Origin of the sequence: Archangium primigenium, from assembly GCF_016904885.1 — a bacterium.
Lineage (GTDB): Bacteria > Myxococcota > Myxococcia > Myxococcales > Myxococcaceae > Cystobacter > Cystobacter primigenius.
This window is the reverse complement of record NZ_JADWYI010000001.1, coordinates 2,034,738-2,060,735: the sequence shown is the minus strand read 5'-3', so window position 1 is coordinate 2,060,735 and position 25,998 is coordinate 2,034,738. Positions and strand designations below refer to the sequence as shown.

Here is a 25,998-nt window from a genome sequence, read left to right as displayed (position 1 = left end):
TGTGGTTGAAGCGGCGACATGACGACTCCGCGTACGGTCACGGTCATCAATGGCGACGGCATCGGCCCCGAGGTGATGGCGGCCACCCTTCGCGTCCTCCAGGCGCTCGAGGTTCCCCTGCAGTTCGAGAGCCGGGACGCCGGCGCCGAGTGCATCGCGAAATTCGGCACCAACCTGCCCGACTCCACCGTGGAGTCCGTGCTGCGCAACGGCGTGGCGCTCAAGGGCCCCACGGGCACGGTGGTGGGCGGCGGCATGGCGAGCGCGAACGTGGGCCTGCGCAAGCGCCTGGACCTGTACTCCGCGCTGCGGCCCGTCAAGAGCGTGCCCGGCATCAAGACGCGCTATGACGGCGTGGACCTGGTCGTGGTGCGCGAGAACACCGAGAGCCTCTACGCGGGCCTGGAGCACATCATCGTGCCGGGCGTGGTCGAGTCCCTGAAGATCATCACCGAGAAGGCCAGCACGCGCATCGCGCGCTTCGCCTTCGAGCACGCGCGCAAGCACGGCCGCAAGAAGGTGACGTCGGTGCACAAGGCCAACATCATGAAGCTGTCGGATGGCCTGTTCCTGGACTGCGCGCGCAAGGTGGGCCGCGAGTACCCGGAGATCCAGTACGAGGAGGTCATCGTCGACAACATGTGCATGCAGCTCGTGAAGGATCCGAGCCGCTATGACGTGCTGGTGATGGAGAACCTCTACGGCGACATCCTGAGCGACCTGTGCGCGGGCCTCGTGGGCGGCCTGGGCCTGGTGCCGGGCGCCAACATCGGCGAGCGCACGGCGATGTTCGAGGCGGTGCACGGCACGGCGCCGGACATCGCGGGCAAGGGCCTGGCCAACCCCACCGCGCTGATGATGTCCGCGGTGATGATGCTCGACTTCCTGGACATGGGCCCCGCGGCGCGGCGCTTCGAGGGCGCGCTCGCCAAGGTGCACGCCGAGGGCACCGCCCGCACGGGCGACCTGGGCGGCGGCGCCACCACGCGCGACTTCACCGACGCCGTCATCGCCGCGCTGTAGTCCCCCATCGAAGTCCCCGGCCGTCCTCCGTCCGGGAGGGCGGACCCGATTCTCGCGGTCGGGTCCGAAAACGGCCAGACACGCCCCCGGCGGTCACGCTACGACAGCCGGGTGATGACGCCGCTCGTCCCCGACACCTGCTACCGCGCCCTGAGCGCGCGCGACCGCCGCTTCGACGGGCTGTTCTTCGTGGGCGTGGCCACCACGGGCATCTACTGCCGGCCCGTGTGCACGGCCCGCACGCCCCGCGCCGAGCGCTGCACCTTCTACCGCTCCGCCGCCGAGGCCGAACAGGCGGGCTTCCGGGCCTGTCTGCTGTGCCGTCCGGAGCTCGCCCCGGGGCACGCGCCCGTGGACGCGGGGGCCCGGCTGGCCGCGGCCGCGCTCGCGCGCATCGAGGCCGGGGCGCTCAACGAGGCCTCGCTCGACGCGCTCGCCGGGGAGCTGGGCGTCACCAGCCGCCACCTGCGCCGCGTCACCGAGGCCGCGCTGGGCGTGTCCCCCGTGGCGCTCGCCCAGACCCGGCGGCTCGCGCTGGCCAAGCAGCTGCTCCAGGACACCGCGCTGCCGCTCGCCGAGGTGGCCTTCGCCAGCGGCTTTCGGAGCGTGCGGCGCTTCAACGCCCTGTTCCAGGCGCGCTTCGGTCGGCCGCCCTCGGCCCTGCGGCGCGGCGACGCGGAGCGCCCCGCCCCACCCGCGCTCGTGCTGCGCCTGGACTACCGCCCGCCGCTCGCCTGGGAGACGCTCCTGGGCTTCCTCCAGGGGCGCGCCCTGCCCGGCGTGGAGCACGTGGCCGACGGCGCGTACCGGCGCACGGTGCGGCTGGGTGACACCCAGGGCTGGCTCGTGGTGCGCGCGGACCCCGAGCGGCCCGCGCTCCGGGCCGAGCTGTCCCTGTCCCTCGCGGGCGCGCTGATGCCGGTGGCCGCGCGGCTGCGCGCCCTCTTCGACCTGGACGCCCAGCCCGCCCTCATCGCGGACTGCCTCGCGCGCGAGCCGCTCCTGGCGCCCCATGTCCAGGCGACACCGGGCCTGCGGATGCCCGGGGCCTTCGATGCCTTCGAGATGACGGTGCGGGCCATCCTCGGCCAGCAGGTGTCGGTCCGGGCGGCCACCACGCTGAGCGGACGGCTCGTGGCGCGCTTCGGCGAGCCCGTGGCGTCCCCCGGCCCCCACCCGGCGCTCACCCACCACTTCCCCCGGCCGGAAACCCTCGCCTCGGCCACCGAGGACGCGGTGGCCGCCCTGGGCCTGCCCGGCGCGCGCGCCCGGACGCTCCTGGCCGTCTCCCGCGCCCTCGCCGAGGGCACGGTGCGCCTCGAGCCCCACGCCGACGTGGAGCAGACGCTCGCGGCGCTCCAGGCCCTGCCGGGCATCGGCCCGTGGACGGCCCACTACATCGCGATGCGCGCCCTGCGCTGGCCGGACGCCTTTCCCGCGAGTGATCTCGGCATCCGCAAGGCGCTCGGCGGGGCGACGGCGAAGGCGGCCGAGGCCCGCGCCGAGGCGTGGCGGCCCTGGCGCACCTACGCGGTCATGCACCTGTGGAATTCCCTCTCGACCGGAGCCGGCGGATGAGCCTTGAGACCCCGAACCTCTACAGCACCACCCTGGCCAGTCCCGTGGGCCCGCTGCGGCTGTTCGCCACGGCCGAGGCCCTCACCGCCGTGTACCTGGAGAACCACCGGCACGCGCGCGCCCTCACGGCCACGCCCCACGAGGCCCTGCCCGTGCTGCGCGCGGCGGGCACCCAGCTCGCGCAGTACTTCGCGGGCGAGCGCCAGGGCTTCGAGCTGCCCCTGGCCCCCGAGGGCACGCCCTTCCAGCACGCCGTGTGGGCGGCGCTCCGGGAGATTCCCTGGGGCCACACCTGGTCCTACGCCCAGCTCGCGCGGCACCTCGGCCGGGACGGGGCGGCGCGGGCCGTGGGCTCCGCCAACGCGCGCAACCCCCTGTCCATCCTGGTGCCCTGCCACCGGGTGGTGGGCGCCTCGGGGAGCCTCACGGGCTACGCGGGGGGCCTCGCCGCCAAGCAGTGGCTGCTGGCCCACGAGCGGCGGCTCACCCCACGGTGACGCGGCGCACGCCCCGGGCCTCGAGCAGCGCGGGCAGGCGCTCGCGCTGATCGCCCTGCAAGACCAGCGTGTCGCCCTCCACCGTGCCCCCGCAGCCCAGCGAACCCTTGAGGGCCTTGAGCCACGTGTCGCGCTCGGCCTCGGACAGCTCCAGCTGCTCCACCACCGTCACTTCCTTGCCCCCGCGGCCCTTGCGCTCCATGCGCACCACGGCGCGCGCGGGCCCCCGGGCGGGCGCGGCGGCCTTCACCGGCGCGGGCGGCGGGCCGGGCGGCAGCGCCTCCCGGTTCAGACCCAGCGCGGCGAAGGGGTTGTGGAAGGGCGCCGGGGCGGCGGGCGCCTCCGGCTTCTTGTCACGCTTGCCCATGGGGCGGGGACTCCCGGGGTTCAGTGGGCCTGGTGCGCCTGGAGGGCCCGCGGCGCGGGCAGCGTCTTGAAGGCCTCCGCGTCCGGGTTGCCGTCCGCGAGGATGAGCGCGGTGAGGAAGGGCGGGAAGGCGGCCGCCTCGCGCCCGTTGACGACCACGAGCGGCGTGCCCCGCAGCTCGTGCTGCTTGGCGTAGGCGACGTCCTCCTGGAGCTTGCGCTGGGTGTCCTGCGCGTTCACGCACGCCTCCAGCTGCGAGCGGGGCACCGAGCCCGAGGCCAGGATGTCCATGATGGCCGGGCCGCTCGTGAGCGAGCGCTGGGCCTCGAAGAGCTTCTCGCGCAGCGCCCAGTAGTCCGAGGCGCCCTCGAGGCAGATCTGCCCCTTGGCGGCGAGGCAGCGCGTGCCCGAGCCATCACTGAGCTGCGGCGGCAGGGAGAAGTTGCACGCGCTGTCGAGCGGGAACTGGCGCGCCTCGAGCGACAGCTTGCCCTCGGGCAGGCGCTGCTTGATGACGGCGAGGGCCTCCACCAGGGACTTGCAGTGGGGGCAGCGGCTGTCGGTCCACTCCACCATCTTCACCGGCGCGCTGGCGGGGCCGTACTGGCGGCGGGCGGGGAAGGCGGCGGGCAGGGGCGAGTCCTGGCGGTACTTCGCCAGCGCGTCGGACACGGCCTGCTTCTCCTCGGAGGAGAGGCTGGCCAGGTAGTCCGGCAGCGAGCCGAGCGGCGCCTGGGCCATGGACGCGGCGCCGGCCCCGGCGCGGGGCGTCTGCGCGCCCGGCACGAGCACGGCGACATAGGCGGCCACCGCGAAGCCTCCGGCCCACTTGAGGGTCTCTCCCCACTCGCCGGCCTGGGGCAATACGGCGCCCGGCAGGCCCTTGAAGGCCACGACGGCGAAGGCGGCGGTGAGCGCGTAGGTGCCCAGACACGTGGGGCAGAGCACGCCGACGCTGGCGCTCGCGGCGGCGAACACGCCACAGGCGACCAGGCCCGCGGCGGCCGTCAGGCGCAGCCCGTTGGCGGCGGCCCGCACCGGGCGGCCGCCCCTGGCCCAGACGAGGTAGAGCGCCGAGAGCGCCACGGCGACCAGGCCCCACACGACGCCCAGCCCCGCCACCGGCATGTGGAAGAGCCCGTGCAGGGCGCTGGCGAAGGGCGAGTTCCACACGGTCTCGCAGTTGACGCGCTCGGAGACGCCGCACACGGTGGCGCCGCCCTGGCGCAGGGTGAGCAGCTGGCTCCACTGGAAGACGGAGAGCGCGCTCTCGGCGAGGCCCAGGGCGAGCAGCGCCTGGGCGCCACGAACGGGGGGAGGAGGGGGCGGATTGGCCTTCTTGCTCATGCGTGCTCCGGAGGGGGGGTCATCAAGACGAGGAGGCGGGCGTTGGCGGGGCCATCGTTGGTGACGCCGTGCTCCACCCCCGCGGGGGCGAAGAGGACGGCGCCGGGGCCCTGGAGGGTCTCCTCCGCGCCCAGCTGGAAGCGGCACTGCCCCTCCAGCACGGTGTACACCTTGTCCGAGGCCGCGTGCCGATGGGGCTTCTGCGACTGGCCGGGCAGCAGGCAGTACACGTCCAGGAAGAAGCGCTCGGACCCGAAGAGGTGGTGCTTCTGGAGCTTCCCGGCCGCGAAGCCCAGGTAGTCCGACAGGTGTTTCACATCCATCGTGGCATTCACTCCCGGCCCTCTATATAGCGACGCTCATGCAACCGCTGTCTCTGCATTTTCTTCACGAGCAGGCAGGCGCCCGTTTTCAAGAGCTTCAAGGCCGGGAAGTCGTGGCCGACTACGGGAACGAGGCGGCCGAGTACCGCGCCGCCCGGACAGGCGTGGCGCTCCATGACGCCACCTACCGCGAGGCGCTGCGCATAACCGGGGAGGACCGCACAACCTTCCTGCACGGCATGGTGACCCAGGACGTGAAGGGACTCGTGGCCGGGGCCTCCACCTACGCGGCCTTCATCACCGTGAAGGGCGCCATGGTGGCGGACGCGCGCATCCTGCGCCGCGACGCGGACCTGCTGCTGGACCTGGAGCCCGGCCTGGGCGCCAAGGTGCGGGAATTCCTGGAGAAGTACCTCATCTCCGAGGACGCCGAGCTGCACGACGCCACCGAGGAGGGCGGCCTCTTGCGGCTGCTCGGCCCCCGGACGCCCGAGCTGCTGACGGCCGCGCTCGGCGCGCCCTTCGAGCCCCTCGCCCAGGACGCCACGCGCGCCGGGCGTCTGGCGGACCAGGACGTGCTGCTCTTGGGCAACACCCGGCTGCAGGCCCAGGGCGTGGACGTGTGGGTGCCGCGCGCGGGTCTGGAGGCGGTGTGGAAGGCCCTCGGGGCGGCGGGCGCGGCCCTGGGGCTCCAGCCGCTCGGCTGGCGGGCGCTCGAGGTGGTGCGCGTGGAGGCCGGGGTGCCGCGCTACGGCCAGGACATGGTGGACACCACCATCCCCCTGGAGGCCAACCTCACCCACGCCATCTCGTACAACAAGGGGTGCTACATCGGGCAGGAGGTCATCGCCCGCGCCACCTTCCGCGGCCACATGAACCGAAAGCTCGCCGGCCTGCGCCTGAGCGCGGACGCGGCCGGGCCCGGCACCGAGCTCAAGAAGGACGGCAAGAAGGTGGGCTGGCTCACCAGCGTGACGCGCTCGCCCGGCGCCGCCGAGCCCCTGGCCCTGGGCTACGTGCACCGCGACCACCTGGAGCCCGGCACGGTGCTCACCGTGGGCGAGGGCCCCGCCGAGGCCACCGTCACCGCCCTGCCCTTCGCCTGACGCCCGGCGCGCGCGCTAGAGCTGCGCGCTCCGGCCGCCGTCCACCGCGAGCACCTGGCCGGTGACGTAGGGCGCGTCCCGGGCGAGGAACAGCACCGCGCGGGCCACGTCCTCCACGCTCCCCTCGCGCCCCAGGGGAATGCGCCGCAGCGTGTCCTCGCGCGCCGCCGCGTCGAAGTCCTCCGGGAAGGCCACCGTGCCCGGGGAGATGGCGTTGACGCGCACGTGCGGCGCCAGCTCCACCGCCAGCGCCCGCGTGAGCATGATGAGGCCCGCCTTGCTCACCGAGTAGTGCGCGTAGCCCCCCACGGGCCGCTCCCCGGCGATGTCCGTGAGGTGCACCACCAAGGGGGACGTGCCCGCGCGCAGCGAGGGCAGCAGGGCCTGGGTGAGGAAGAAGGGCGCGTCCAGGTTCACCCCCACCATCGTCTGGTACTGCGCGCGGGTGATGGCGCCAAAGGGCACCGCCGCGTAGAGCCCCGCGTTGTGCACCACCACGTCCAGGGCGGGATGGGCCGCGCGCACCTCGGCGCCCAGCGCGTCCACCGCCTCGGGCCGGGACAGGTCCGCGGTGTGGACGGTGACCCGCCGCCCGAGCACCTCGAACTCCTCCGCCAGCGCCCGCACCGACTCGGCGGAGCGGTTCGCGTGCAGCGCCAGGTCATACCCGGCCTGGCCCAGGGCGCGCGCCACCGCGCTGCCCACACGCACGCCGGCGCCGGTGATGAATGCGGTCGTCATGGCCGCCTTCCTTAACAGAGGCCGCCGGGCCAGTCAGCCGGCCGAGCGCCCTCCGCCTCCCACCTCCGAGGTCTCGTCCACCGGAAGGACCGCTTGAGTCGTCCCCTCGGGCGCCTTACTTTAAAAGTCACGGGAGGAACGAGACCATGGCGGAAGTCCCCGAGGTGGAGACGCTGGTGAGGGACCTGCAACAGGCGGTGGTGGGCAAGCGCTTCACGGGCGCGGAGGTGCGCGTGCCCCAGGCGGTGCGCTTCCCCCGGGCGAGTGTGTTGTCCGAGCGGCTCGCGGGGCGGCGGGTGGTGTCCGCGCGGCGGCGGGCCAAGTTCATGCTCCTGGCCCTGGACGACGGGCAGGTGCTGGCCCTGCACCTGATGCTCTGGGGCAACCTGGAGCTGCGCGGGGCCATCGGCACCCGGCCCGAGCACACGCTCGTGGTGCTGGGCCTGGAGGGCGGCGAGGAGCTCGTCTTCAGCGACGAGCTCGGCTACGCGCGGGTGGCGCTGGCGCCCGCGAGCGAGCTGACTGAGCGGCTCAAGCTCGACGAGTTGGGTCCGGAGGCCCTGTCGGACGACTTCTCGCCCGAGGTGCTCGCGCGCCAGTTGCGCCGTCGGCGCGGCCCCCTCAAGACGGTGCTGCTCAACCAGCGCGTCTTCGCGGGGCTCGGCAACCGGGACGCGGACGAGAGCCTGTGGGTGGCCCGGCTGCATCCCCGCCGGGTCGCGGGTTCCCTGGGCCCCGCGGAGCTGGTGCGGCTGTACGAGGGCATCCGCGAGGTGCTCGACGAGGGCATCCGCCTGCGGGGCACCCAGCGCGACCTCTTCGGGGTGCAGGGCGGCGCGAAGCACCACCGCAACGTGTTCGGCCGCACGGGCGAGTCCTGCCCCCGCTGCGGGGACCGGGTGCGCGCGGGCAAGCTGGGCGGACGCAACACCCACTGGTGCCCCACCTGCCAGCCCGAGCAGGACGTCACCACGGCCCTGCCCTCGGGGGAGGCGGCGCCGGCGGACCCGCTGCTGAGCGCCTGAGGCCTACCCGTCCGAGCCGCCGGAGCGGCCCGCGTCCAGGCCGTGCTTCTTCACCAGCTTGTAGAGGTACATGCGGTCGATGCCCGCCTCCCGCGCGGCGCGGGAGATGTTGCCCTCGCAGCGCGCGAGCAGGTCACGCACGTAGTCCTGCTCGAAGCCGTCGATGAGCCGCTCCTTGGCCTCCTTGAAGGGCAGGGACAGCTCGGGCGTGGAGCGGCCCCGGGCGGCGCGCGGGCCTCCGGGCGGCGTCATCTCCGGCAGGGCGTCCTCGCCCAGGTTCACCACCTGCTCCACCACGTTGCGCAGCTCGCGCACGTTGCCCGGCCACGGGTACTGGGCGAGCAGGGCGCGCGTCTGGTCGGACAGCGTGCCCTGGGGGCGGCCCATGCGCCGCAGGAAGTGGTCCACCAGGAAGGGGATGTCCTCGGGCCGCTCGCGCAGCGGGGGCAGCACCACCTTGAGCACCGCGAGCCGGTGGTAGAGGTCCGCGCGGAACTTCCCCTTGTCCACGGCGCTCTCCAGGTCCACGTGCGTGGCGGCCACCACGCGCATGTCCACCGTGCGGTACTCGTTGGCGCCCACGCGCTTGACCTGCCGGCGCTCCAACACGCGGAGCAGGCGCGGCTGCAAGTCCAACGGCAGCTCGCCCACCTCGTCGAGGAACACCGTGCCCTCGGAGGCGCGCTCGAAGGCGCCGGCCCGCTCCGTCTGGGCCCCGGTGAAGGCGCCCTTCACGTGGCCGAACAGCTCGCTCTCGATGAGCGAGGGGGCGACGCCCGCCAGGTCCACGATGACGAAGGGGCCCTTGGCGCGCGGGCTCTCCTTGTGGAGGGCCTCGGCGCACAACTCCTTGCCCGTGCCCGTCTCGGCCTGGATGAGCACGTCCGAGGTGCCCGCCGCCATGCGCTCGAGCAGGGTGAAGACCTCGCGCATGCGCCGGCTGTGGCCGACGAGCCCCCCGAAGCTCTCGCGCGCGGACAGGAGCAGCGCGCGCGCGCGCCCCTCCTGGGGCACGAGCTTGAGCGACACCGAGCCCACGTCCCACTCCGAGCCCGGCCCCAGTTCCAGCTCGGAGAAGCGCAGCCCGTCGCGCAGGGAGCCGTTGCGCGAGCCCAGGTCGCGCGCGAGCACGCAGTCCTCGCGGACCTCCAGCGACAGGTGCTGCCGGGAGACCGTCTTCTCCGTGAGCACGATGTCGGCGGTGGAGTCCTTGCCCAGCACGTACGTGCGCCCCGGCTCGAGCACGTGGCTCTTGCCGGCCTCGGGGCCCGACAGCACCAGCAGCTTCAACCGGACCCGGCCAGACCGGACCTTGCGCGGCAGGGTGGCCGTCGCCGTCCGGGCCTGGGGCGGCCCACCCTCTTCATCCCACTCGGACACGGCGGGGACTCTAGCACGCGGGCCGGGGGCTCAGGGGCGCCGGCCCTGGTGCTTGGGGGATTCGCGCGCGGGCGCCATCCACGCGAGCACCTCGGCGGCCCGCCCCTCCTCGCCAGCGCGCAGGAACAGGTCGCGCGCCTGCCGCGCCTGGACGAGCGCCTCGCGCGCCTGCCCGTCCCCCCGGAGCGCCCGGGCCAGGGCGAAGCCGGACTCGGCGAGCGCCTCGGGCTCCACGGACGCGAAGGACACGGCCTGGCGCAGGGGCGACAGGGCCTCGCGCACCCGGCCCAGGCCCAGGAGCGCCTGGCCCACCCCGTCATAGGAATACTGCAGGGACGCGTCGTCCGGCGCGAGCACCCGGCGCTTGTCGGCCAGGGCGCGCTGGTACACCGCCAGCGCCTCCGGGTAGCGCTTGAGCCCGAGCAGGCTCTGGCCCTCCTCGTCCCGCGCCTCCGCGGTGCGCACGTGCGCGGGCCCATGGAGCGCCTCGTGCCGCCGCACCACCTCGCGCACCTGCGTGAGCGCCCGCTCCAGCTCCCCCTGCTCGCGCAGCGCCCAGGCCAGCGCGTAGTGCGCCGTGACGGTGTCGGGGTGGAGCGCGCCCAGGCCCTTGTCCAGGCGCGCGAGCGCCTCGCGCAGCACCTCCACGCCCCGCGCCGCCTGGCCCTCCTGCACCAGCACGCGGCCCAGCATCACCCCCAGCCGGGCCCGCCGGGGATGCTCCGGGGGCAACACCCGCTGCCACACCGCGCCCGCCCGCTCGAAGAGGGCCCGCGCCGCGGGGAGCTGTCCGCGCGAGAGCGCCAGGTGGGCGCGGTTGAACAGCAGCCCGCCCTCGAGCAGCGCGTCTCCGCCCATGCGGCGCAGCGCGGCCTCCGTCCAGCCGCCCCACTCCTCCGCCGTGTCGAAGTGCTCGCGCCGGGTGTCCACGTAGAGCAGCCGCCCGAGCGCCTCCGCCTTCACGCGCTCGGCCCGGCCCGCCTCGGCCTCGTGGGCGGCGCGCACCAGGTCGCCCCGCGCGGCCTCCAGCTCGCTCAACTGGAAGCGGAGCCAGCCGCGCTGGGCATGCGCCTCGGCCATCAGCGGCGCGTAGCCCGTGTTCTCCGCCGCCTCCACGAGCGGCCCCACCGCCTCGCGCGCGGGCGCGTAGCGGCCCGTGTCCACGAGCACCTTGAGCCGGGCGAGGCGCTCGTCCAGGGCGGCAATCCGCTCGCGCTGGCCCGCGTCCTCGGGCAGGCGCTGTCGCTCGGCGAGCGCCTCCACGTTCTCGCACTCCCCCAGCACGGGCAGGGCGAGCGCCGCGTCCACGGACTTCTCCACCAGGGTCCCGTCCGCCCGCGACAGCTCGTCCACCAGCGCCCGCACGTCCTGGCGGCGCCGCTCCAGACACGCCTCGCGCCGCTCGAGCAGCGCCTCCGTCTGCACCCCCCGCAGCTTCGTGGCCTCGCACGCCGCCACCCGCTGCGCGCTCCAGGCACGCGTGTACCCGTCCAGCACCCCGGCCACCCGCCCGGAGACGTCCGGGGCGAAGGCCAGGCCCGTGGCGGCGAAGGCGCCCTCCACCCGCTGGCGCGCCGCGGGGTTCCACACCTCGGCCATGAGCTCCCCCGCGCCCACGCACACGCGCGAGCGCTGGTACACGGCCGTGCCCACGAGCGACACGCCCACCACCCCCGCCGCCGCGGCCGCCATCCACCCACGCCGCCGGCGCAGCCGGGCCTCCTGGCTGAGCGCCGCGAGCAACTCGCCCATGGACGCGAAGCGCTGGCCGGGCTCCACCGACAGCCCCCGCATGAGGGCCTGGCGCACCCAGGCGGGCACCGGGCTGTCGCGCGGCGGCTCCAGGATGAGCGGCGGCGCGGGCAGGCGCGCGCGGGCCTCGCGCCGCGCGGCCCGGGTGGGCGCGGCGCCGGGCGTCTCGCCGGGCGACTCCGCGACGACGCCGGACTGCACGGCCCGCCGCAGCGCATCCGGCTCGAAGGGCCGCTGCCGGTAGAGCGCCCAGTAGAGCGACACACAGAAGCTGAACTGGTCCGAGCGCACGTCCACGCCCGCGCCCCGGAACTGCTCGGGGGACATGTAGTTGGGCGTGCCCATGACCGAGCCCGTCTCGGTCAGGTCCACCTCCAACATGCGGTGCTCCACGCCCGCGGGCAGCAGGCCCGCGGCCTGGAACAGGGACGTCTGCTCCTGCTCGCCCTTCTCCACCTGGCGCGCCAGGCCGAAGTCGGTGACGAAGACGCGGCCCCGCCGGTCCATCAGCACGTTGCCGGGCTTGAAGTCGCGGTGCACGAGCCCCGCCTCGTGCGCGGCCAGGAGCCCCCGGCCCGCGTCCACGAACTTGCCGAGCACCTCGCGCCACGCGGGGCGCTCGTTCGCGCGCAGCCACTCGCCCAGCGTCTGGCCCTCCACGAGCTCCATCGCCAGGAAGACCTGCTCGCCCCACACGCCCACGTCGAAGATGGGGATGACGTTCGCGTGCGACACCCGCGCCATCGCCTGCGCCTCGCGCAACAGCCGCGCCCGCGCGTCCTCCGAGTTCGCCCGCCCGTCCGCGCGCAACAGCTTGAGCGCCACCGCCCGGTCCAGGTCCGGATCGTAGGCCATGTACACCACGCCCATGCCGCCCTCGCCCAACTGCTTGAGCAGCACGTAGCGGCCCACCTGTTTGAGCGCGGGCACCGCCTTCTTTCCCCGAGGCCGGGAGGAGACCGTCTGTTCACTCATGCGTCGTTCCCAGAATCCTTCTCCCGTGAAGTATCCCCCGCGCCCTCTCGGAATGTAAGATGGAATTACCGGGAAGACGGTTTTCACTGAGAGAGCACCATGAACTTCAAATTCTCGATCAAGGGCAGTGGGAAGATGAGCGCGAGCGTGAAGTCCCCGAGCGACCCGACGCCCTCGAAGGCGGCCGGCAACACCGCCTCGGGCGCCCCCGGGACCGCGCCGCACAAGCCCTCGGATGGCTTCGAGCCCACGTCCGCTTCCGGCCAGTACCTGGCGAGCCTGGACAACGGCATGGTCATCCGCATCACCTACAGCGGCAACGGCACGGGCTCGGGCTCGGTGTCCAACAACGGACAGCTCCTGGCGCGCGCGGGCGCGGACCTGAGCAACGACCTGGCCCAGGTGCAGCTCACCAAGGGGGGCTGGAGCCAGACCACGCCGCCCTTCACCCAGCAGACGCTCGACGACTGCGGCCCCGCGGTGGTGAGCATGCTCGCCGCCTCGCGCGATCAGGTGCGCTCGCGCGACGGCAAGGTGCAGATGGGCGAGCTGAGGAACATGTCGCTCCAGGACGGCAAGGCGGGCAGCTCGCCCAAGGAGATGGGGCGGATGCTGGCGTCGGCGGGACTGGAGGTGACCCAGGGCGTGGCGCACACGGACCCGCGGCTCATCTCCAAGCTGGACGCGTCGCTGCAGCAGGGCCACAAGGTCGTCGCCCTGGTGGACTCGGACAAGATCGACAAGGGCGGGGGCACGGGGAGCGCGGGCACGGCCCACTGGGTCATCGTCGATGGCAAGGACGAGAGCACCGGCAAGTACCTGGTGAAGAACCCGGCCACGGGCAAGGACTACTACCTGTCGCCGCAGCAGCTCCAGGAGGCCTTCACCGGCGGCGGCCACAAGGGCGGCGGTTTCGTCTCCGTGAAGGCCAACACCCACGCGAGCTCCCAGCGCCTGCGCGCGCAGAACACGCTGTACGCCGCGGCGCTGGGCAACACCCCGGGCACCGGCTCCAAGGGCGGCAAGAACGTGAGCATGTCGGGCATCTGAGCCCGCCCCCCCGCGGCGCTCGCAGCTGGCGCCACCGGCGCGTGTCGCGGCGGGGTTGAGGGATGCAGACGGCAGGTGAGGCGGCGGATTGAGGTCTGAAGACAGCAATCCGCCGGGCGCTTCCGAGGGAGGTGGTCAGCGCACGGGGTTGGCCCATCGCTTGCTCAATGTCTCGGCATCCACTCGCCGCACCCCCGAGGCTCCCATGCGCTGCTCTTCTTCCTTCTCCTCCTCCACCACCGTTCGCGTCTCCTCCTCCTGCACCAAGACCCCGCCCAAGGCGCCTGGGTGCACCAAGCCCGCCCCGACGCCCACGCCCGCTCCGGCACCGGCGCCCACCACGGGCCACGGTGGCGGCTCGGTGTTCGAGCCCTCCAAGCCCTCGGCCAGCGACAAGGTGCGCGCGCAGGCCGTGAGCCAGATGGACGCGCTGCTCAACGCGCAGGCCAACCGCAAGCAGGGCTACAACGGCGCCGTCGTCGTCCAGGACGCCTTCAACGTCGAGCGCTCCACCAACACCAATCCCAAGTCCTCGCGCTACAAGGCCGCCCAGGCCCAGGTGAAGTCGCACGAGGCCCTCGAGCAGCAGCAGCTCGCCCGCCTCTCGCCCCAGGAGAGCGCGCGCTATGCGACGGTGCGCCAGGAGCTCGCCGCCGCCAACAACCCCGTGGCCACGCTCGCGCTCCAGAAGCTGCTCGTCAGCGGCCGCCTGGAGAAGGGCTCGGACTTCCTCAACGAGGGCTCCGTCCTCCAGCACCTGTCGGACATCGCGCAAGGCAACGACATCGAGCGGCGTGTGGACCGACAGACGCTGCTCACCGACCTGGTGCAGGAGCTGGCCACCCCGAGCGCCATCAACCAGGGCGCGCGTGGCACCTGCGCCCCCACGGCCATGACCATCGGCCTGAACATCGAGCGGCCCGCCGAGTACGCGCGCCTCATCAAGGCCGCCGCCAGCACCTCGGGCAACGTCAAGCTCGCCAACGGCACCACGCTGCCGCGCGAGAAGGACACGGCCTTCAAGGATGACGGCTCGGGCCGGGCCCTCACCCAGCGGCTGCTCGCCCCCATCTTCATGGAGGCCTCCAATGGCGACCGGGACTACCGCGACTCGGCCTCCAAGGAGAACCGCAACGCGGGCGCCACCGCCCGGGGCCTCGATGCCCTCTACGACGCCGTCTATGACCACAACATGTCCTACGACACCAACACCAAGGACCGCGCCAAGCTCATGGACCGCATCCGCTCGGAGCTGGCCGAGGGACAGAACGTGCTGGCCGGCATCAAGTACCGCAACGGCGGCCACCAGCTGCTCGTCACCGGCCTGGAGAAGCACCAGGGCAAGGAGTACGTGAAGTACATCAACCCCTGGGGCCAGGAAGAGCGCATGGCCGTGGCCGAGTTCCAGTCGCGCATGAACGGCATCAACTACGACACGCGCCCGGCCAAGACCCTCATCCAGGAGAACCGCGCGTTCCTCGCCGCCTGAGTCCCCGTCCCGATTGAGTCCTCCAGCCCCGCCCGGGACACGCTCCGTGGCACCGGGCCTCGGGCGTTCGGAGACAAAGGCCCCTCCGGTCCGGAGCCAATCGTTGTCACCGTGTCCGTTTTCACCAACATCCCTCCTTTTCGGACATGGTCCGTCGTCATCGCGCCCCGGGCGTCCCCGCGTCCACGCTCGTCGGAAGCGCCTTCGACTTGGGGACGGGCCAGAGGCACTGGTCCTTGTACGCGACGGTCTTCCGCGGACAGGCCGGAGGCCGCTGCCAGAGCCGATGCCACATCCACCGGACAGCTCCACCTCCAATCCGTCTTCGCAGAGAGCCAGCTTCTGGTCGCGGGCGGGCTGAGGCGGCGGCTCGGAGGGGCCAGGCGCGGACTCCACGCGCAGGTCCGTGACCCACGCCGCGTCGGGGACGCTTCCCCCCGGCGCGAGCCGCACCAGGGGCAGCAGCATCAAGAGCGCCGCCGCGGCCCATCCCAGTCCCGGGGGCCAACGCCACCGCCCTCGGGTCACGGGCGGCGCGTGGACCTCGTGGGCCGAGGCCTCGGCGGCCGGACGATCTCGTGCTCCTGTGCATCCCACTCGAAGATGGGTGCGTCCCATTCCGGGTCCGTCTCCTCGGAGGCCGCGAGCAGGGCCGCCGCGAGCGCCGCGCCGTCCGGATGGCGGGCCCGGGGGTCCTTCTCCAGCAGCCGCATGACGATGTCACTCAAGGCCCGGGGGACACGCGGGTTGACGCGCGAGGGCGCGAGCGGCAGCACGTGCACGGAGGCCGACAGCAGCACCTCCGGGGGCCAGCCCTCGGGAAAGGGATGGTGCCCGGTGGTGGCCCGGTAGAGGCAGATGCCCAGGGCATACAGGTCATCGGCGGGCTGGAAGAGGTGGCGGACCCCGGCCTGCCTGGAGCTGCGCCACAGGGTGTAGGCCGCCTCGGGGCTGAGGAGATAGGGCGTCGCGGGAGGCAGGGGGCCGGTGGTGAGGGGCGGAGCGCCCTCGTACCAGCCCGCGCCGAAGTCGAGCAGTACCGGCTGCCCGTCCGAGGCGCGCACCCGGATGTGCTCGGGCTTGAGGTCTCGATGCAGCACGCCCCGCGCATGCAGCTCGCCCAGCGTCCGCGCCACCGTGGCCCCCACGAGGGCCAGTCGCCGGAAGGTGGCGCCGGACTCCGCCCAGGCGTCCAGCGCCTGGCCGGGCACCCAATCCATGACGATGCCCAGCCAGCCCTCGCGCGGGCGGGGCCAGCGGGCACAGCCATGGAAGCGCACCACGTGGGGATGGGCCGCCCGGCTCATCATCAACGCCACCTCGCGCTCGGCCCGCTTGTCTCGCGCGTGCAGGGAGAGCTTGAGCGCGTGGAACTCACCTGGACGGGCCCTGTCCTCCACCCGGTAGACCGCGCCCTGCCCGCCCACGCCCAGCGCCTCCACCACGCGCCAAGCGCCCACCTGCGAGCCCGGCCTCAAGGCCTCGGGCCGAGGCGGCCCCGCTCCCTGACTCGTGGACACGCGTGCACCTCCCAGGCGCGCCCTACCACGAGGTGACGGCGGAAGTCACCTCGCGCACAGGACCCACGACCTCCCGTGCGGGGCGCGCGGCCCCGAGTGAGGGATGCAGACGGCAGGTGCGGCGGCGGATTGATGTCCCCAGACAAGGAGCTGGGGGCCGCCACCAATCCCGTGGCCACGCTCGCCCTGCAGAAGCCGCGCGTCAGTGGCCGCCTGGAGAAGGGCGCGGACTTCCTCGACCAGGGCTCCGTGCTCCAGCACCTGTCGGACATCGCCCGGGGCCACGACCTCGACCGGCATGTGGATCGACGGACCCTGCTCACGTGGGCCCCCATCTTCATGGAGGCCTCCAACGGCCAGGACGACTACCGGGACTCGGCCGCCAAGGACAAGCGCAACGCGGGCGCCACCGCGCGGGAGCTCGACGCGCTCTACGACGCCGTCTACGGCCACGACATGGCCTTCGACACGCGCAACAAGTCGACGTGGATGGACCGCATCCGCTCGGAGCTGGCCCAGGGGCAGAGCGTGCTGGCCGGCATCAAGTACGGCTCGGGGGGCCACCAACTGCTCGTCACCGGCCTGCAGAAGCACCAGGGCACGGAGGACGTGAAGTACATCAACCCCTGGGGCCAGCACGAGCGCATGGGCCGCCGCGGAGTTCCACTCGCGGATGAACGGCCTCAACTACGACACGCGCCCGGCCCCGGCGCTCCTCCAGGAGAACCGCGCGTTCCTCGCCGCGTGAGCCGGCGGGAAGCACTTCCCGCCGACCCGTGGAAGCCGCCTAGACGCGGCCCTCGGCCTTCTGCGCGCGCTCGATGCTCTCGAACAGCGCGCGGAAGTTGCCGAAGCCAAAGCCCTGGTCTCCCTTGCGCTGGATGAGCTCGTAGAAGAAGGGCCCGGCCTGCCGGTCCTTGTAGAGCCCCGCCGCGTCCTGCATGAAGATCTGCAGCATGTAGCTGTGCTCGCTGCCACCGTCGATGAGCACCTGCAGGTCGCGCAATTCCTCCACGTCCTCGTCGATCTTCTTGATGCCCAGCTTCTGGATGTGCTCGGGCAGGCCGTCGTAGTAGGAGCCCGGCGTGGGCATGAAGTTCACGGCCTTCTTGTCGCGCATCTCGCGCACCGTGGTGAGGATGTCCTTCACGATGAGCGCCAGGTGCTGCACGCCATCGCCCCGGTGATCCTCGGTGAAGAGGTTCACCTGCGAGGCCTTGAAGAAGGGGCGCAGAGGCTCGTTGTTGGCGAACTTCACGCGGCTCGCCGGATCCCACATCACCTCGGAGCGCAGGCCCGAGCCGTGCGCGCGCTTCTGCTGCGCCTTCACGTCCTCGGTGTGGAACTGCACCTCCCAGAACTTCTCGAAGCCCATCACGTGCTCCATCCACAGGAGCATGGGCTTCATCGTCTGGAAGTTCGTCGTGATGTGGTCCACGTGGCTGAAGCCGTAGCGGTTGTGGCCGCCGCGGGGCTCGGCGTGCGCCACGAAGCCCGGGTACAGGGGCTCGTAGCCGTCGCGCTGGATGAAGCGGAAGGTGGTGTCACCAAAGGGCGTGGTGATGGAGAACTGCGAGAGCTTGCCGCCCTTGTCGTCCGTGAAGTGCTCGATGTCCGTGATGAAGGTGGCGCCGCGCTCCTCGAGCAGGCGGAACGCCTTGTTCACGTCCTCCACCTGGAAGTTGAGCGTGCCCACGCCGTCCGGGTGCTTGCGCAGGTAGCGCCACGCGCGGCCGCCCTCGCCCACCGGCTGGCTCACCACCAGCACGATCTGCCCGGCCTGGAACACGGCCGACTTCTGCTTGCCCCGGGCGTCCAGGTCCGGCGAGGACACGCCCCGCTCGGTGAAGTCCAGCCCCTTCACGTAGAACTGGCGGCTGCGCTCCAGGTCGTTCACGTACCAGTGGATGCTCTCCAGCCCCTTGATGCCCAGCGATTCGAGCTTCGCCATGTGTCGGCTCCTTGCGTGCTTCGGATTCAAAGATGCGATGTCCCGGCGCGTCAGGCCGGAACGGCGTCGGGCTGCCGGTCCGCGTGGGCGGCCTGGAAGGCGGCGAGCCCCGCGCACGCCGCCTCGACGCGCGTGAGCAACCCGTAGGGCCCCAGGTCTACCCCGAACCGCCGCGCGGAGTAGAGTTGGGGCACGAGGCAGATGTCGGCGAACGACACCGCGTCGCCCACGAGGTAACGGCCCGCCGTCCGCTCGGCAAGCGCCTGCAGCGCGCCGAGCCCCCGGTCGATCCAATGGGCGGTCCACGCCCGGTCGTCCCCGTGGAGCTCCGCCTTGACGCGTTGGGTCACCATGAGGTTCTGCAGCGGCTGGATGCCCGAGTTCACCACCTCCGCCAGCATGCGGGCGTGGGCCCGGCCGAGCGCGTCGGCGGGCAGCAGGGCGGGCGACGGGTAGCGCTCCTCGAGGTACTCGAGGATGGCGAGCGACTGGCTGAGGTGGTGGACCCGGCCCTCGTGCTCGAACTCGAGCGTGGGCACGGTGCGCAGGGGGTTGAGTGCCCGGTAGGACTCCGAGTGCTGGGCGCCCCCGTCCTTCACCAGGTGCACGGGCACGTACTCGTAGGCGAGTCCCTTGAGATGCAACGCGATGCGCACGCGCCAGGAACACGAGGAACGCCAGTAGTTGTGCAGTCGCATCCCGCAGCCACCTCGCCCGAGAAGGGTCCGTGGGGAGTCCGTGCTCCCCGCCCCCGGCTTTTCCGCGCCGGAGCACGGGGTGTCAAGCGGCGCCCGATTTTCCACGCCTCGATTTTCCACTCCATGAGGGGTGCCCTATAGACTCCGCGCCGGAATATGCCCTCGAACAAGACCGAATTCGCCGCGCGTGTCGCCCTCACCAAGCCCAACGATGGAGTCCGGGGCATCTTCTTCCGCGTCGTGTTCGAGCTCCTCGAGAAACGGGGCGGGCCGGAAGCGCTGCGTCAGGTGCGCGCCCACGAGGGCCTGGCGCGGGAGATGAAGGATCTGCGCACCTACCCCGCGGCGGACTACCTGGCCATGCTCTACAGCGCCGCGGACGTGCTCGAGCCGAAGGTGGGCGCCGAGGATCAGGTGTTCAACGCCTGTGGCCGCGCGTGCCTGCACAGCTTCTCCGGCGGCATGGGGCAGATCGTCTTCGGCATCCTCGGCAAGGGCAACCCGCAGCGGCTCTTCGCCCAGACGCCCATGGCCTTCAGCACCGTGGTGACGTACGGCCAGCGGGAGCACGTGGCCACGGGCCCCAACACGTGCCTCATCCGCTACCGGGGCGACATGCAGCCCCCCTCCTACCACGTGGGCATCTTCGAGGCCGCGCTGGAGACGCTGGGCATGACGGGCCTCGTCACCGCGCAGCCGCTGGGGCTCGACTCGGTGGACTACCACATCAGCTGGACGTGAGCCCCGGCGCCGGGCGTCAGCGCTCCAGCGCCGTGAGCGTCAGCTCCATGGTGCCCACCACCCGGGTGCCCACCGAGGCCCAGCAGTCGAAGTGGTGCTCGCGGCCCTCGCCGCCCAGCCGATGGGCGTCGAAGCGGACCGTCTCCCCGGCGTAGGCGAGGCTCTCCGCGCGCACGTTGCCACTCTTGACGAGGTAGCGCGCCGAGTCGTTGCCCAGCCACTGGCGCAAGAGCGTGCCCGCCAGCCCGGACAGGCCGCTCATGACCACCGCCACGGGCAGCACCGGGTAGAGCGCGAAGTGGCCCTTGCACAGCTCCGGCCCCACCGGACCGAGCGTGCCGCGCAGGCACTCGCCCTCGCGCACCAGGTCGCGCAGCGGCGGGGGCTCGCGGTGCGGGTTCTGCCGCAGGGACAGGAAGTCGCCGGGGCCCGCGTCGCGCGGCGCGCGCTCGCCCCGGGGCTCGCGGCGCAGTTCCTGGCGCGCCCCCTGGAAGAGCCGCTGGAAGGCCGCCGCCGACAGCACGTTGAAGTCCACGTTCATGGAGAAGAGCGGTTGGCCCTCGGCGCTCGACAGCAGCGTGAACGCGCTGGCCGTGCGCCGCTCCTTGAACTCCGCCTTCGCCTGGCCCCACAGCAGGCCCGGCGCCCGCGGCAGCGGCCCCTCGTGCAGCCGCTCCACCCGCGCGCGCCGCGCCAGGTAGTAGTGCTGCCCCTCCTGGGGATTCACCCGCGACACCGCGCACGAGCCGAGGATGGCCAGGTGCCGCCCCACCTCCGCCGCGCTGATGGGCGAGGCCTCCGCGCCGGGCTCCATCTCCACCGGCACCCGCGCCGTGAGCTCGCCCCGCGCGCTCTCCATCACCTCCTGCAGCGCGAAGTAGGGGTCCCGCACGCAAATGCGCGAGTAGAGCACCTGCCGATCCAACGCCACGAGGGGCTGCTCCCGGGGGTTCGCACAGGCCAGCCCCCACAGCGTGTTCAGCGCCGGCGTCGCCAGCTCGGCGATGGACGAACAGCGCGAAATGGCCAGGGAGGAGCGCAGGACATGACTCACGCGGGAAACTCCTTGGGAGAAGTCAGGGCGGAGGTCCCTGACGACATCATCGGTGTCGGAACGGACACGGGTGCAGCCTACCCCATCCCACCCGGAGGGAGGTACAAGGCAGCTTTACCGTATCCACGGATTCCAACATCTCCCCGGAGTTTCCCCGCGAGTCCGGGGGACCCCTCCGCGTCCGGCGCGGAGGGGTCCCCTCGGGGACTACAGGGAGATGCCCACCTTGATCCGGATGCCGAAGTTGCAGGAAGCGGAGTTGCCGGAGGCATCCTGGGCGGTGCAGGTGACGCGCGTGAGGCCCGGCAGGAAGAGGCCGCCGGAGGGGTGCGAGCACGTGACGGGCACCGCGCCGCAGTTGTCGCTGGCGGACACGGCGTACTGGAGGGAGAGCCCGATGCCGCCCAGGCCAATCTTGGCCTCCAGGCCGAGGGGGCAGGTGATGGTGGGCTTGGTGGTGTCCACGAGGGTGACGTGGCCCACGCACTGGCTGCTCGCCTCGCCGTCCGAGGCCGTCAGCGTGACGGCGTGCCTGCCGGGGCCGAAGCTGGCATTGGGCGACTGGGTGAGCGTCAGCGGCGAGGGGCCGTGATCGGGATCATGGCTGCCGTTGTTCACGCTCGCCTGGGACCGGCAGGACGCGTCGGCGACCACCGAGACGTCGCGGCAGAGGGCCACGGGCGGCACGTTCTTCGCCGGCTCCCCGCCGCCCGGCGTACCGCCATCGCCCTCGCCGGGCGTGCCGCCGTCGTTGCCCGGGCCCTCACCGTCGCCCGGCGTACCGCCATCGCCCTCGCCGGGCGTGCCGCCATCGCCCTCGCCGGGCGTGCCGCCGTCGTTGCCCGGGCCCTCACCGTCGCCGATGACCGGACCGCAGGAGAGCTTGGCCGTGGCGGAGGCGCTGTTGTTGTTCTCGACGCACTCGCGGTCCCGGCCCTGGCCCGTGCCGTCATCGTCCACGACGGCGTAGAGCGTGCTGCCCGCGGCCGCGTCCGCGGCCGGCACGAGGGCCACGGCGTCCACGGTCTCGCCCGGAGCCAGGGGCTCGGTCAGCTCCGCCACGCCCAGCAGCGTGCCACCCGAGGCGGGGTTGCCCTGGTAGAAGGCCACCTTGAGGCCCGCGGCCACCGGGGCATCGCCCTGGTTGTGCACCTGGGCGCCCAGCTCGAGCCGGCCCAGCAAGTCACAGGCGGAGGACAGGCCCGACACCACGAGGTCCGCGGCGTCATACGGCCGCCCCTCGCCGCTCACGTAGTGGGCCACGTTGGCGCGGAACGCGTTGAGGCGCGGATCCAACCACGACGCCCCGGCGCCGGTGGCGGGGATGGCGCCGTTGTCGCGGACGTTCGTCACCGAGTAGGCGTGCTGGTTCCAGAGCCCGCGGGTGCCCGCCCAGCCCTCGGTCGCGTCGCGGAACACGCGCACGCCGCGCTTGTCGCCATAGGCGAAGTCGTTGGTCACCACCACGATCTCCGCGGCCCCGTCCCCGTCCACGTCCACCACGAGCGGGTTCTCGTGCGCCGTGGCCGAGCCGTTGAGCGTGGACCAGCGCACCGCGCCCGTGGCCGCCTCGTAGATGCGCAGCGTCGTCTCGTCGCCGAAGATGATCTCCAGCGCGCCGTCCCCGTCCAGGTCGAACGCCGTGGCGCCCGTGCGCGCGGAGCTCTGATCCTGGATGGGCGAGGTCCACTTCACGCCGCCATCGGACGCGAGCACGGAGAAGAAGCGCTCGCCGCCCACGGCGATCTCCGGCCGACCATCCCCGTCCACGTCCACGAGGAGCGGCGGTCCGCCGTGGCCCCCGCCGGGCACGTCCACGCTCCACACGAGCGAACAGTCGTCGTCCATCAGGCTCACCTTGCCGTAGCCCGAGATGACCACCTCGCCCGCGGGATCCGCGTCGAAGTTGCCCACGGCGGCGAAGCCATGGGGGATGTCCGGGTTGGCGCACTTGAGCGAGCCGTCATGCCGGTAGATGGCCCGGTCGTTGACGAGCTCCTGCTGGCCGTCGCCGTCGATGTCCGCCGCGAAGGAGATGGGGCCGGTGTACTCGGCGCCCCCCATGCCGTCCGAGCCCACCCACTTGAGCGCGCCCGTGTTCGAGTAGACCCGGTTGCCGTCGAGGATCTCCACGGTGCCGTCGCCGTCGAGGTCCGCCAGCGAGGGGCCCCCCCACTCGTTGTAGTCGTACGCGTCCGGCGCCGAGCGGAACTTGAAGGCGCCGTCGTTCTCGAAGCAGATGATGCCGCGGCCGTCCTCGGGGATGCCGCAGATCTCCACCTTGCCGTCGCCGTCGATGTCTCCGGCGGCCAGGCTCGTGGCGGGCTTGGTGCGCACCGCGGGATCCACCGCCGCCCACAACTCGCGCCCGTCATCGCCGCTGATGGCCCGCGGCACGCCGTCCTTGGAGTACTCGGCGCCCTTGAAGGAGTTGAACACGATGTCCGGCACGCCATCGCCGTTCACGTCCACCACCACCGGCGTCATCATCACCTGGCCGTACTCGGGCAGCGTCCCGCCGCCGGACCAGGCCCACTGCTGCTCGGGCTCGAAGTGGCCCGTGAACGGCGGCGGCACCTCGCAGCGCGCCGTCAGCGCGTCGCGGCCTCGCGCCCGGGGCTCGGGAGTGGCCTCCGTGGATTGGCAGCCCAGCGAGGTCATCATCGCCGCCAACGCGAGCATCAGCCCGCGCTCGTACCGCCTGCCTGCCTTCGAAAGGTGCCGCTGGGGTGTCTGTCTCATGGCGCTCCTGGTCGGGGGGTAGACCAGGAAATCAAGAATTCGGACCCCGTGTCTCGACTATTTTGAGCATGAACAGCCCTCCCGGAATTCTACACTTTTCCCTCTCGGACGCGTGTCTGGGTAGGCCTTCGCCCGACACCCAACAGAAGACAGTCGGATTTCGGCGGATGTGTGCGAATCCAGCCAGGAAATATTTCGTCATCGGGCCGAAGTGCGCGGGACATGTGGCGCGGCCAGGGTTCCACTGCGCCCGGGAGGGCTCCGTCCGCTCGCCCCTCCCTCGAGCGGCGGAGCATGATCCCCTCCCGCCTCCCGGTCGTATCTTCCCTCCGGGAGCGCGGGCGGCGAGGACGAGGCAGCGTGCAACAGGAGGCAGCGAGGTCCATGGAGCCGACGACACAGAGCCATCCGGAAGAAGGCGTCATCCAGGTGTTGCTGGTGGAGGACGACGAGCGACTGGCGCGGCTCACCAGCCGCTACCTCCAGGAGCACGGCCTGCTGGTCACCGTGGCGCGCACGGGGCCCGAGGGGCTCACCGAGGCCAACCGCCACGCCTACGACATCATCCTGTTGGATTTGATGTTGCCGGGGCGCGATGGCATCGACGTGTGCCGCGAGCTGCGCGGCCGGAGCGACGTGCCCATCATCATGGTGACGGCGCGGGGCGAGGAGGTGGACCGGGTGCTCGGGTTGGAGACGGGCGCGGACGACTACCTGCCCAAGCCCTACTCCTCGCGCGAGTTGCTCGCGCGCATCCGCGCCCAGGTGCGCCGTGCCCGGGGCCGCGCGGGCCCCTCGTCCCAGCCCATCCAGGCGGGGAAGCTGTCGTTGGATCCGCGCAGCCTGCGCGCCACGCTCAACGGCAAGGTGCTGCCGCTCACCACCTATGAGTTCGGGCTGTTGCGCGTGCTGGCCGAGCGCGCCGGCCGGGTGCTCAGCCGCGAGCAACTGCTCGACCTGGTCAAGGGCAACGCCGATGAGGTCTTCGACCGCTCGGTGGACGTGCACATCTTCCGCATCCGGCAGAAGATCGAGGAGGACCCGCGCAACCCCAAGCTCCTGCGCACGGTGCGCGGCGCGGGCTACCTGCTCGCCACGGGGGACGAGACATGACGTCGCGCCGCCGCCGGGTCACCGGACGGCTCCTGTTCCGCATCGGGCTGGTGTGCCTCGTCCAGTTGCTGCTCTTCATCATGGGCATGGACCTGGTGCGCCGCTCCGCGCTGGAGGAGCCCTGGCGGCGGGGCCTGGAGCGGACCATGGCCTACAACGTCTCGGAGTGGGCCCCGCTGCGCGGCCAGCCCGAGGCGCTCCAGGCGGCCCTGGACAGGGTGCGGCGGCGGCTGGACATGCGGGTGTCCCTCCTCGGCGTCGACGGCCGCCTCATCAGCACCAACACCCGCCGCGACTTCGCGCCCTTGCCGCCCGAGCAGCTCGAGCGGCTCGGGCGCGAGCGGGTCATCACCTATACGGAGAAGTCGGCGGACACGCCGAAGGATCGGCCGGAGCGGCTCGTGGCCGTGGCCATCCCCGAGACGGGCCCGCTGGAGGCCTACGCCATCCTGCGCGAGACCAAGCCGCCCCCGCCCCCCACGCACATGATGGCGCTCATCGGCGTGATGCTCGCCTGCACGGCCATCACCTCGCTCGTGTTCGCCCAGACGCTGGCCATTCCGCTGCAGCGGCTGGCGGGCGCGGCGCGCGCCTTCGGCGAGGGCAAGCTGGACACGCGCGTGGGCATGCGCCGCCGCGACGAGTTCGGCCAGGTGTCCCAGGCCTTCGACGAGATGGCCGAGCGCATCACCCTGCTCTTGCGCTCGCAGAAGGAATTGCTCGCCAACGTGTCGCACGAGCTGCGCACGCCCCTGGCGCGCATCCGCGTGGCGCTGGACCTGGCCAACGAGGGGGACGCGTCGCTCGCGCGCGAGTCGCTCGCGGACATCGCCGAGGACCTGGGCGAGCTGGAGCGGCTGATCCAGGACGTGCTCACCACGGCCCGGTTGGATCTCACCACCGGGCAGACGCCCGGCGCCACGCCGCCCCTGCGCCGCGAGCGCGTGGAGGCCCAGGTGCTGGTGGACAAGGCCGCGGCGCGCTTCCGCTCCGCGCGCCCCGAGCACCGCCTGGACGTGGCGCTGGAGCCGGACCTGCCCGTGCTGGAGGCGGATCCGGTGCTGCTCCGCCGGGCCCTGGACAACCTGTTGGACAACGCGGGCAAGTACTCCGAGCCGAACACCACGGTGCGGCTGCGCGCACGTGTGTCCGGCGGCGGCCTGGAGGTGGTGGTCGCCGACGAGGGCATCGGCATCGACGCGACGGACATGCAGCACCTCTTCACGCCCTTCTTCCGCAGTGATCGCAGCCGGGCGCGCAAGACGGGCGGCGTGGGGCTCGGGCTCGCGCTCGCCCGGCGCATCGTCGTGGCCCATGGGGGCTCGTTGTCCCTGGAGAGTCAGCCGGGACAGGGCACCACGGCCCGCGTCCAGTTGCCGGCGGCGCCCCGGGCCTAGCGGGCGGGCGAACAAGCTCCCCCCTCCGCGTCACATATCGTAATTTGGCCTTCATCTATCGAAACGCGCCAAAGCCTATTCGTTGGACCATGAGGCCCATGAGCGAGTTGCCCCGACGCGAAGAGTCGTC

22 protein-coding genes are annotated in these 25,998 nt (G+C 72.4%); 11 read left to right on the top strand and 11 right to left on the bottom strand.

The features are described 5' to 3' along the window. Window positions 1-18: 18 nt before the first annotated feature. The 3 genes from I3V78_RS08755 (at window position 19) to I3V78_RS08745 (ending at window position 3,098) form a co-directional block, all read left to right on the top strand. Complete coding sequence (locus I3V78_RS08755) at window positions 19-1,023, top strand: isocitrate dehydrogenase (NAD(+)) (protein ID WP_204485936.1); 1,005 nt, start codon at window positions 19-21, stop codon at window positions 1,021-1,023. Between the two features lie 114 nt (window positions 1,024-1,137). Continuing rightward, a complete protein-coding gene (locus tag I3V78_RS08750) occupies window positions 1,138-2,601 on the top strand; it encodes an AlkA N-terminal domain-containing protein (protein WP_204485934.1) in 1,464 nt (487 codons plus the stop codon). Next, on the top strand, window positions 2,598-3,098 hold the full coding sequence (locus I3V78_RS08745; protein ID WP_204485932.1) for a methylated-DNA--[protein]-cysteine S-methyltransferase: 501 nt from the start codon (window positions 2,598-2,600) through the stop codon (window positions 3,096-3,098). Before I3V78_RS08750 ends, I3V78_RS08745 begins: the two co-directional genes overlap by 4 nt. Here I3V78_RS08745 and I3V78_RS08740 read toward each other — a convergent pair. Genes I3V78_RS08740 through I3V78_RS08730 form a run of 3 tightly spaced genes read right to left on the bottom strand, consistent with a single transcriptional unit; the run spans window position 3,085 to window position 5,134 of the window. Next, on the bottom strand, window positions 3,085-3,465 hold the full coding sequence (locus I3V78_RS08740; RefSeq protein WP_204485930.1) for a translation initiation factor: 381 nt from the start codon (window positions 3,463-3,465) through the stop codon (window positions 3,085-3,087). The genes I3V78_RS08745 and I3V78_RS08740 overlap by 14 nt on opposite strands. A gap of 20 nt (window positions 3,466-3,485) precedes the next feature. After that, window positions 3,486-4,811, bottom strand: coding sequence for a vitamin K epoxide reductase/DsbA family protein (locus tag I3V78_RS08735; RefSeq protein ID WP_204485928.1), 1,326 nt, complete (start codon window positions 4,809-4,811; stop codon window positions 3,486-3,488). After that, window positions 4,808-5,134 carry a cupin domain-containing protein gene (locus I3V78_RS08730; RefSeq protein WP_204485926.1) on the bottom strand — a complete coding sequence of 109 codons (327 nt, stop codon included), beginning with the start codon at window positions 5,132-5,134 and terminating at the stop codon, window positions 4,808-4,810. The genes I3V78_RS08735 and I3V78_RS08730 overlap by 4 nt, the downstream gene beginning before the upstream one ends. A 38-nt stretch (window positions 5,135-5,172) precedes the next feature. On the opposite strand from I3V78_RS08730, the gene ygfZ reads away from it, so the two are divergent. Then, window positions 5,173-6,240: a CAF17-like 4Fe-4S cluster assembly/insertion protein YgfZ gene (gene ygfZ / locus I3V78_RS08725; RefSeq protein ID WP_204485924.1), complete on the top strand. Its 1,068-nt coding sequence runs from the start codon at window positions 5,173-5,175 to the stop codon at window positions 6,238-6,240. Between the two features lie 15 nt (window positions 6,241-6,255). On the opposite strand, the gene I3V78_RS08720 is transcribed toward ygfZ, so the two are convergent. Next, a complete protein-coding gene (locus I3V78_RS08720) occupies window positions 6,256-6,981 on the bottom strand; it encodes an SDR family oxidoreductase (protein ID WP_204485922.1) in 726 nt (241 codons plus the stop codon). Between the two features lie 146 nt (window positions 6,982-7,127). Here I3V78_RS08720 and mutM point away from each other — a divergent pair, with 146 nt between their 5' ends. After that, window positions 7,128-8,006: a DNA-formamidopyrimidine glycosylase gene (gene mutM, locus I3V78_RS08715; protein WP_204485913.1), complete on the top strand. Its 879-nt coding sequence runs from the start codon at window positions 7,128-7,130 to the stop codon at window positions 8,004-8,006. Between the two features lie 3 nt (window positions 8,007-8,009). Here the strand turns inward: mutM and I3V78_RS08710 are convergent, their stop codons facing one another. Continuing rightward, on the bottom strand, window positions 8,010-9,386 hold the full coding sequence (locus I3V78_RS08710; RefSeq protein ID WP_204485911.1) for a sigma 54-interacting transcriptional regulator: 1,377 nt from the start codon (window positions 9,384-9,386) through the stop codon (window positions 8,010-8,012). Between the two features lie 30 nt (window positions 9,387-9,416). After that, the gene (locus I3V78_RS08705; RefSeq protein WP_204485909.1) at window positions 9,417-12,113 is read right to left on the bottom strand and encodes a serine/threonine-protein kinase; all 2,697 of its coding nucleotides are present in this window, start codon (window positions 12,111-12,113) and stop codon (window positions 9,417-9,419) included. 99 nt (window positions 12,114-12,212) lie between these two features. On the opposite strand from I3V78_RS08705, the gene I3V78_RS08700 reads away from it, so the two are divergent. Together I3V78_RS08700 and I3V78_RS08695 are read left to right on the top strand one after the other, a co-directional pair. Beyond that, a complete protein-coding gene (locus I3V78_RS08700; RefSeq protein WP_204485902.1) occupies window positions 12,213-13,163 on the top strand; it encodes a hypothetical protein in 951 nt (316 codons plus the stop codon). Window positions 13,164-13,368: 205 nt separating this feature from the next. Further along, entirely contained in the window at window positions 13,369-14,652 is a 1,284-nt protein-coding gene (locus I3V78_RS08695; protein ID WP_204485899.1) for a hypothetical protein, read from the top strand. Window positions 14,653-15,176: 524 nt separating this feature from the next. Here I3V78_RS08695 and I3V78_RS08690 read toward each other — a convergent pair. Next, window positions 15,177-16,172 carry a serine/threonine-protein kinase gene (locus tag I3V78_RS08690; RefSeq protein ID WP_338023502.1) on the bottom strand — a complete coding sequence of 332 codons (996 nt, stop codon included), beginning with the start codon at window positions 16,170-16,172 and terminating at the stop codon, window positions 15,177-15,179. 132 nt (window positions 16,173-16,304) lie between these two features. Between I3V78_RS08690 and I3V78_RS08685 the strand changes: the two genes are divergently transcribed. After that, the gene (locus I3V78_RS08685) at window positions 16,305-17,057 is read left to right on the top strand and encodes a hypothetical protein (RefSeq protein WP_204485897.1); all 753 of its coding nucleotides are present in this window, start codon (window positions 16,305-16,307) and stop codon (window positions 17,055-17,057) included. On the opposite strand, the gene I3V78_RS08680 is transcribed toward I3V78_RS08685, so the two are convergent. Together I3V78_RS08680 and maiA are read right to left on the bottom strand one after the other, a co-directional pair. After that, on the bottom strand, window positions 16,960-18,123 hold the full coding sequence (locus I3V78_RS08680) for a 4-hydroxyphenylpyruvate dioxygenase family protein (protein WP_204485895.1): 1,164 nt from the start codon (window positions 18,121-18,123) through the stop codon (window positions 16,960-16,962). The two genes, I3V78_RS08685 and I3V78_RS08680, sit on opposite strands and share 98 nt — an antisense overlap. A gap of 50 nt (window positions 18,124-18,173) precedes the next feature. Further along, entirely contained in the window at window positions 18,174-18,821 is a 648-nt protein-coding gene (maiA, locus tag I3V78_RS08675; protein WP_204485892.1) for a maleylacetoacetate isomerase, read from the bottom strand. Window positions 18,822-18,977: 156 nt separating this feature from the next. Here maiA and I3V78_RS08670 point away from each other — a divergent pair, with 156 nt between their 5' ends. Beyond that, window positions 18,978-19,562 carry a TIGR02265 family protein gene (locus I3V78_RS08670; RefSeq protein WP_204485890.1) on the top strand — a complete coding sequence of 195 codons (585 nt, stop codon included), beginning with the start codon at window positions 18,978-18,980 and terminating at the stop codon, window positions 19,560-19,562. A 16-nt stretch (window positions 19,563-19,578) separates the two neighbouring features. Here I3V78_RS08670 and I3V78_RS08665 read toward each other — a convergent pair whose 3' ends face one another. Further along, window positions 19,579-20,616: a hypothetical protein gene (locus tag I3V78_RS08665; protein WP_204485887.1), complete on the bottom strand. Its 1,038-nt coding sequence runs from the start codon at window positions 20,614-20,616 to the stop codon at window positions 19,579-19,581. A 207-nt stretch (window positions 20,617-20,823) separates the two neighbouring features. Continuing rightward, window positions 20,824-23,298, bottom strand: coding sequence for an FG-GAP-like repeat-containing protein (locus I3V78_RS08660; protein ID WP_204485885.1), 2,475 nt, complete (start codon window positions 23,296-23,298; stop codon window positions 20,824-20,826). Window positions 23,299-23,742: 444 nt separating this feature from the next. On the opposite strand from I3V78_RS08660, the gene I3V78_RS08655 reads away from it, so the two are divergent. Both I3V78_RS08655 and I3V78_RS08650 read left to right on the top strand, forming a co-directional pair. Next, window positions 23,743-24,471: a response regulator transcription factor gene (locus I3V78_RS08655; protein WP_204485883.1), complete on the top strand. Its 729-nt coding sequence runs from the start codon at window positions 23,743-23,745 to the stop codon at window positions 24,469-24,471. Then, complete coding sequence (locus I3V78_RS08650) at window positions 24,468-25,868, top strand: HAMP domain-containing sensor histidine kinase (RefSeq protein ID WP_204485881.1); 1,401 nt, start codon at window positions 24,468-24,470, stop codon at window positions 25,866-25,868. The genes I3V78_RS08655 and I3V78_RS08650 overlap by 4 nt, the downstream gene beginning before the upstream one ends. Window positions 25,869-25,998: the final 130 nt, after the last annotated feature.

Excerpts from the sequence above, each read along its gene's own strand:
- I3V78_RS08685 (WP_204485897.1), top strand. The coding sequence starts at position 16,305 with ATGTCCCCAGACAAGGAGCTGGGGGCCGCCACCAATCCCGTGGCCACG.
- I3V78_RS08670 (WP_204485890.1), top strand. The coding sequence starts at position 18,978 with ATGCCCTCGAACAAGACCGAATTCGCCGCGCGTGTCGCCCTCACCAAG.
- mutM (WP_204485913.1), top strand. The coding sequence starts at position 7,128 with ATGGCGGAAGTCCCCGAGGTGGAGACGCTGGTGAGGGACCTGCAACAG.
- I3V78_RS08745 (WP_204485932.1), top strand. The coding sequence starts at position 2,598 with ATGAGCCTTGAGACCCCGAACCTCTACAGCACCACCCTGGCCAGTCCC.
- I3V78_RS08705 (WP_204485909.1), bottom strand. The coding sequence starts at position 12,113 with ATGAGTGAACAGACGGTCTCCTCCCGGCCTCGGGGAAAGAAGGCGGTG.
- I3V78_RS08655 (WP_204485883.1), top strand. The coding sequence starts at position 23,743 with ATGGAGCCGACGACACAGAGCCATCCGGAAGAAGGCGTCATCCAGGTG.
- I3V78_RS08720 (WP_204485922.1), bottom strand. The coding sequence starts at position 6,981 with ATGACGACCGCATTCATCACCGGCGCCGGCGTGCGTGTGGGCAGCGCG.
- I3V78_RS08700 (WP_204485902.1), top strand. The coding sequence starts at position 12,213 with ATGAACTTCAAATTCTCGATCAAGGGCAGTGGGAAGATGAGCGCGAGC.
- I3V78_RS08660 (WP_204485885.1), bottom strand. The coding sequence starts at position 23,298 with ATGCTCGCGTTGGCGGCGATGATGACCTCGCTGGGCTGCCAATCCACG.
- I3V78_RS08750 (WP_204485934.1), top strand. The coding sequence starts at position 1,138 with ATGACGCCGCTCGTCCCCGACACCTGCTACCGCGCCCTGAGCGCGCGC.
- I3V78_RS08740 (WP_204485930.1), bottom strand. The coding sequence starts at position 3,465 with ATGGGCAAGCGTGACAAGAAGCCGGAGGCGCCCGCCGCCCCGGCGCCC.
- I3V78_RS08695 (WP_204485899.1), top strand. The coding sequence starts at position 13,369 with ATGCGCTGCTCTTCTTCCTTCTCCTCCTCCACCACCGTTCGCGTCTCC.
- maiA (WP_204485892.1), bottom strand. The coding sequence starts at position 18,821 with ATGCGACTGCACAACTACTGGCGTTCCTCGTGTTCCTGGCGCGTGCGC.
- I3V78_RS08735 (WP_204485928.1), bottom strand. The coding sequence starts at position 4,811 with ATGAGCAAGAAGGCCAATCCGCCCCCTCCTCCCCCCGTTCGTGGCGCC.
- ygfZ (WP_204485924.1), top strand. The coding sequence starts at position 5,173 with ATGCAACCGCTGTCTCTGCATTTTCTTCACGAGCAGGCAGGCGCCCGT.
- I3V78_RS08650 (WP_204485881.1), top strand. The coding sequence starts at position 24,468 with ATGACGTCGCGCCGCCGCCGGGTCACCGGACGGCTCCTGTTCCGCATC.
- I3V78_RS08755 (WP_204485936.1), top strand. The coding sequence starts at position 19 with ATGACGACTCCGCGTACGGTCACGGTCATCAATGGCGACGGCATCGGC.
- I3V78_RS08730 (WP_204485926.1), bottom strand. The coding sequence starts at position 5,134 with ATGGATGTGAAACACCTGTCGGACTACCTGGGCTTCGCGGCCGGGAAG.
- I3V78_RS08680 (WP_204485895.1), bottom strand. The coding sequence starts at position 18,123 with ATGGCGAAGCTCGAATCGCTGGGCATCAAGGGGCTGGAGAGCATCCAC.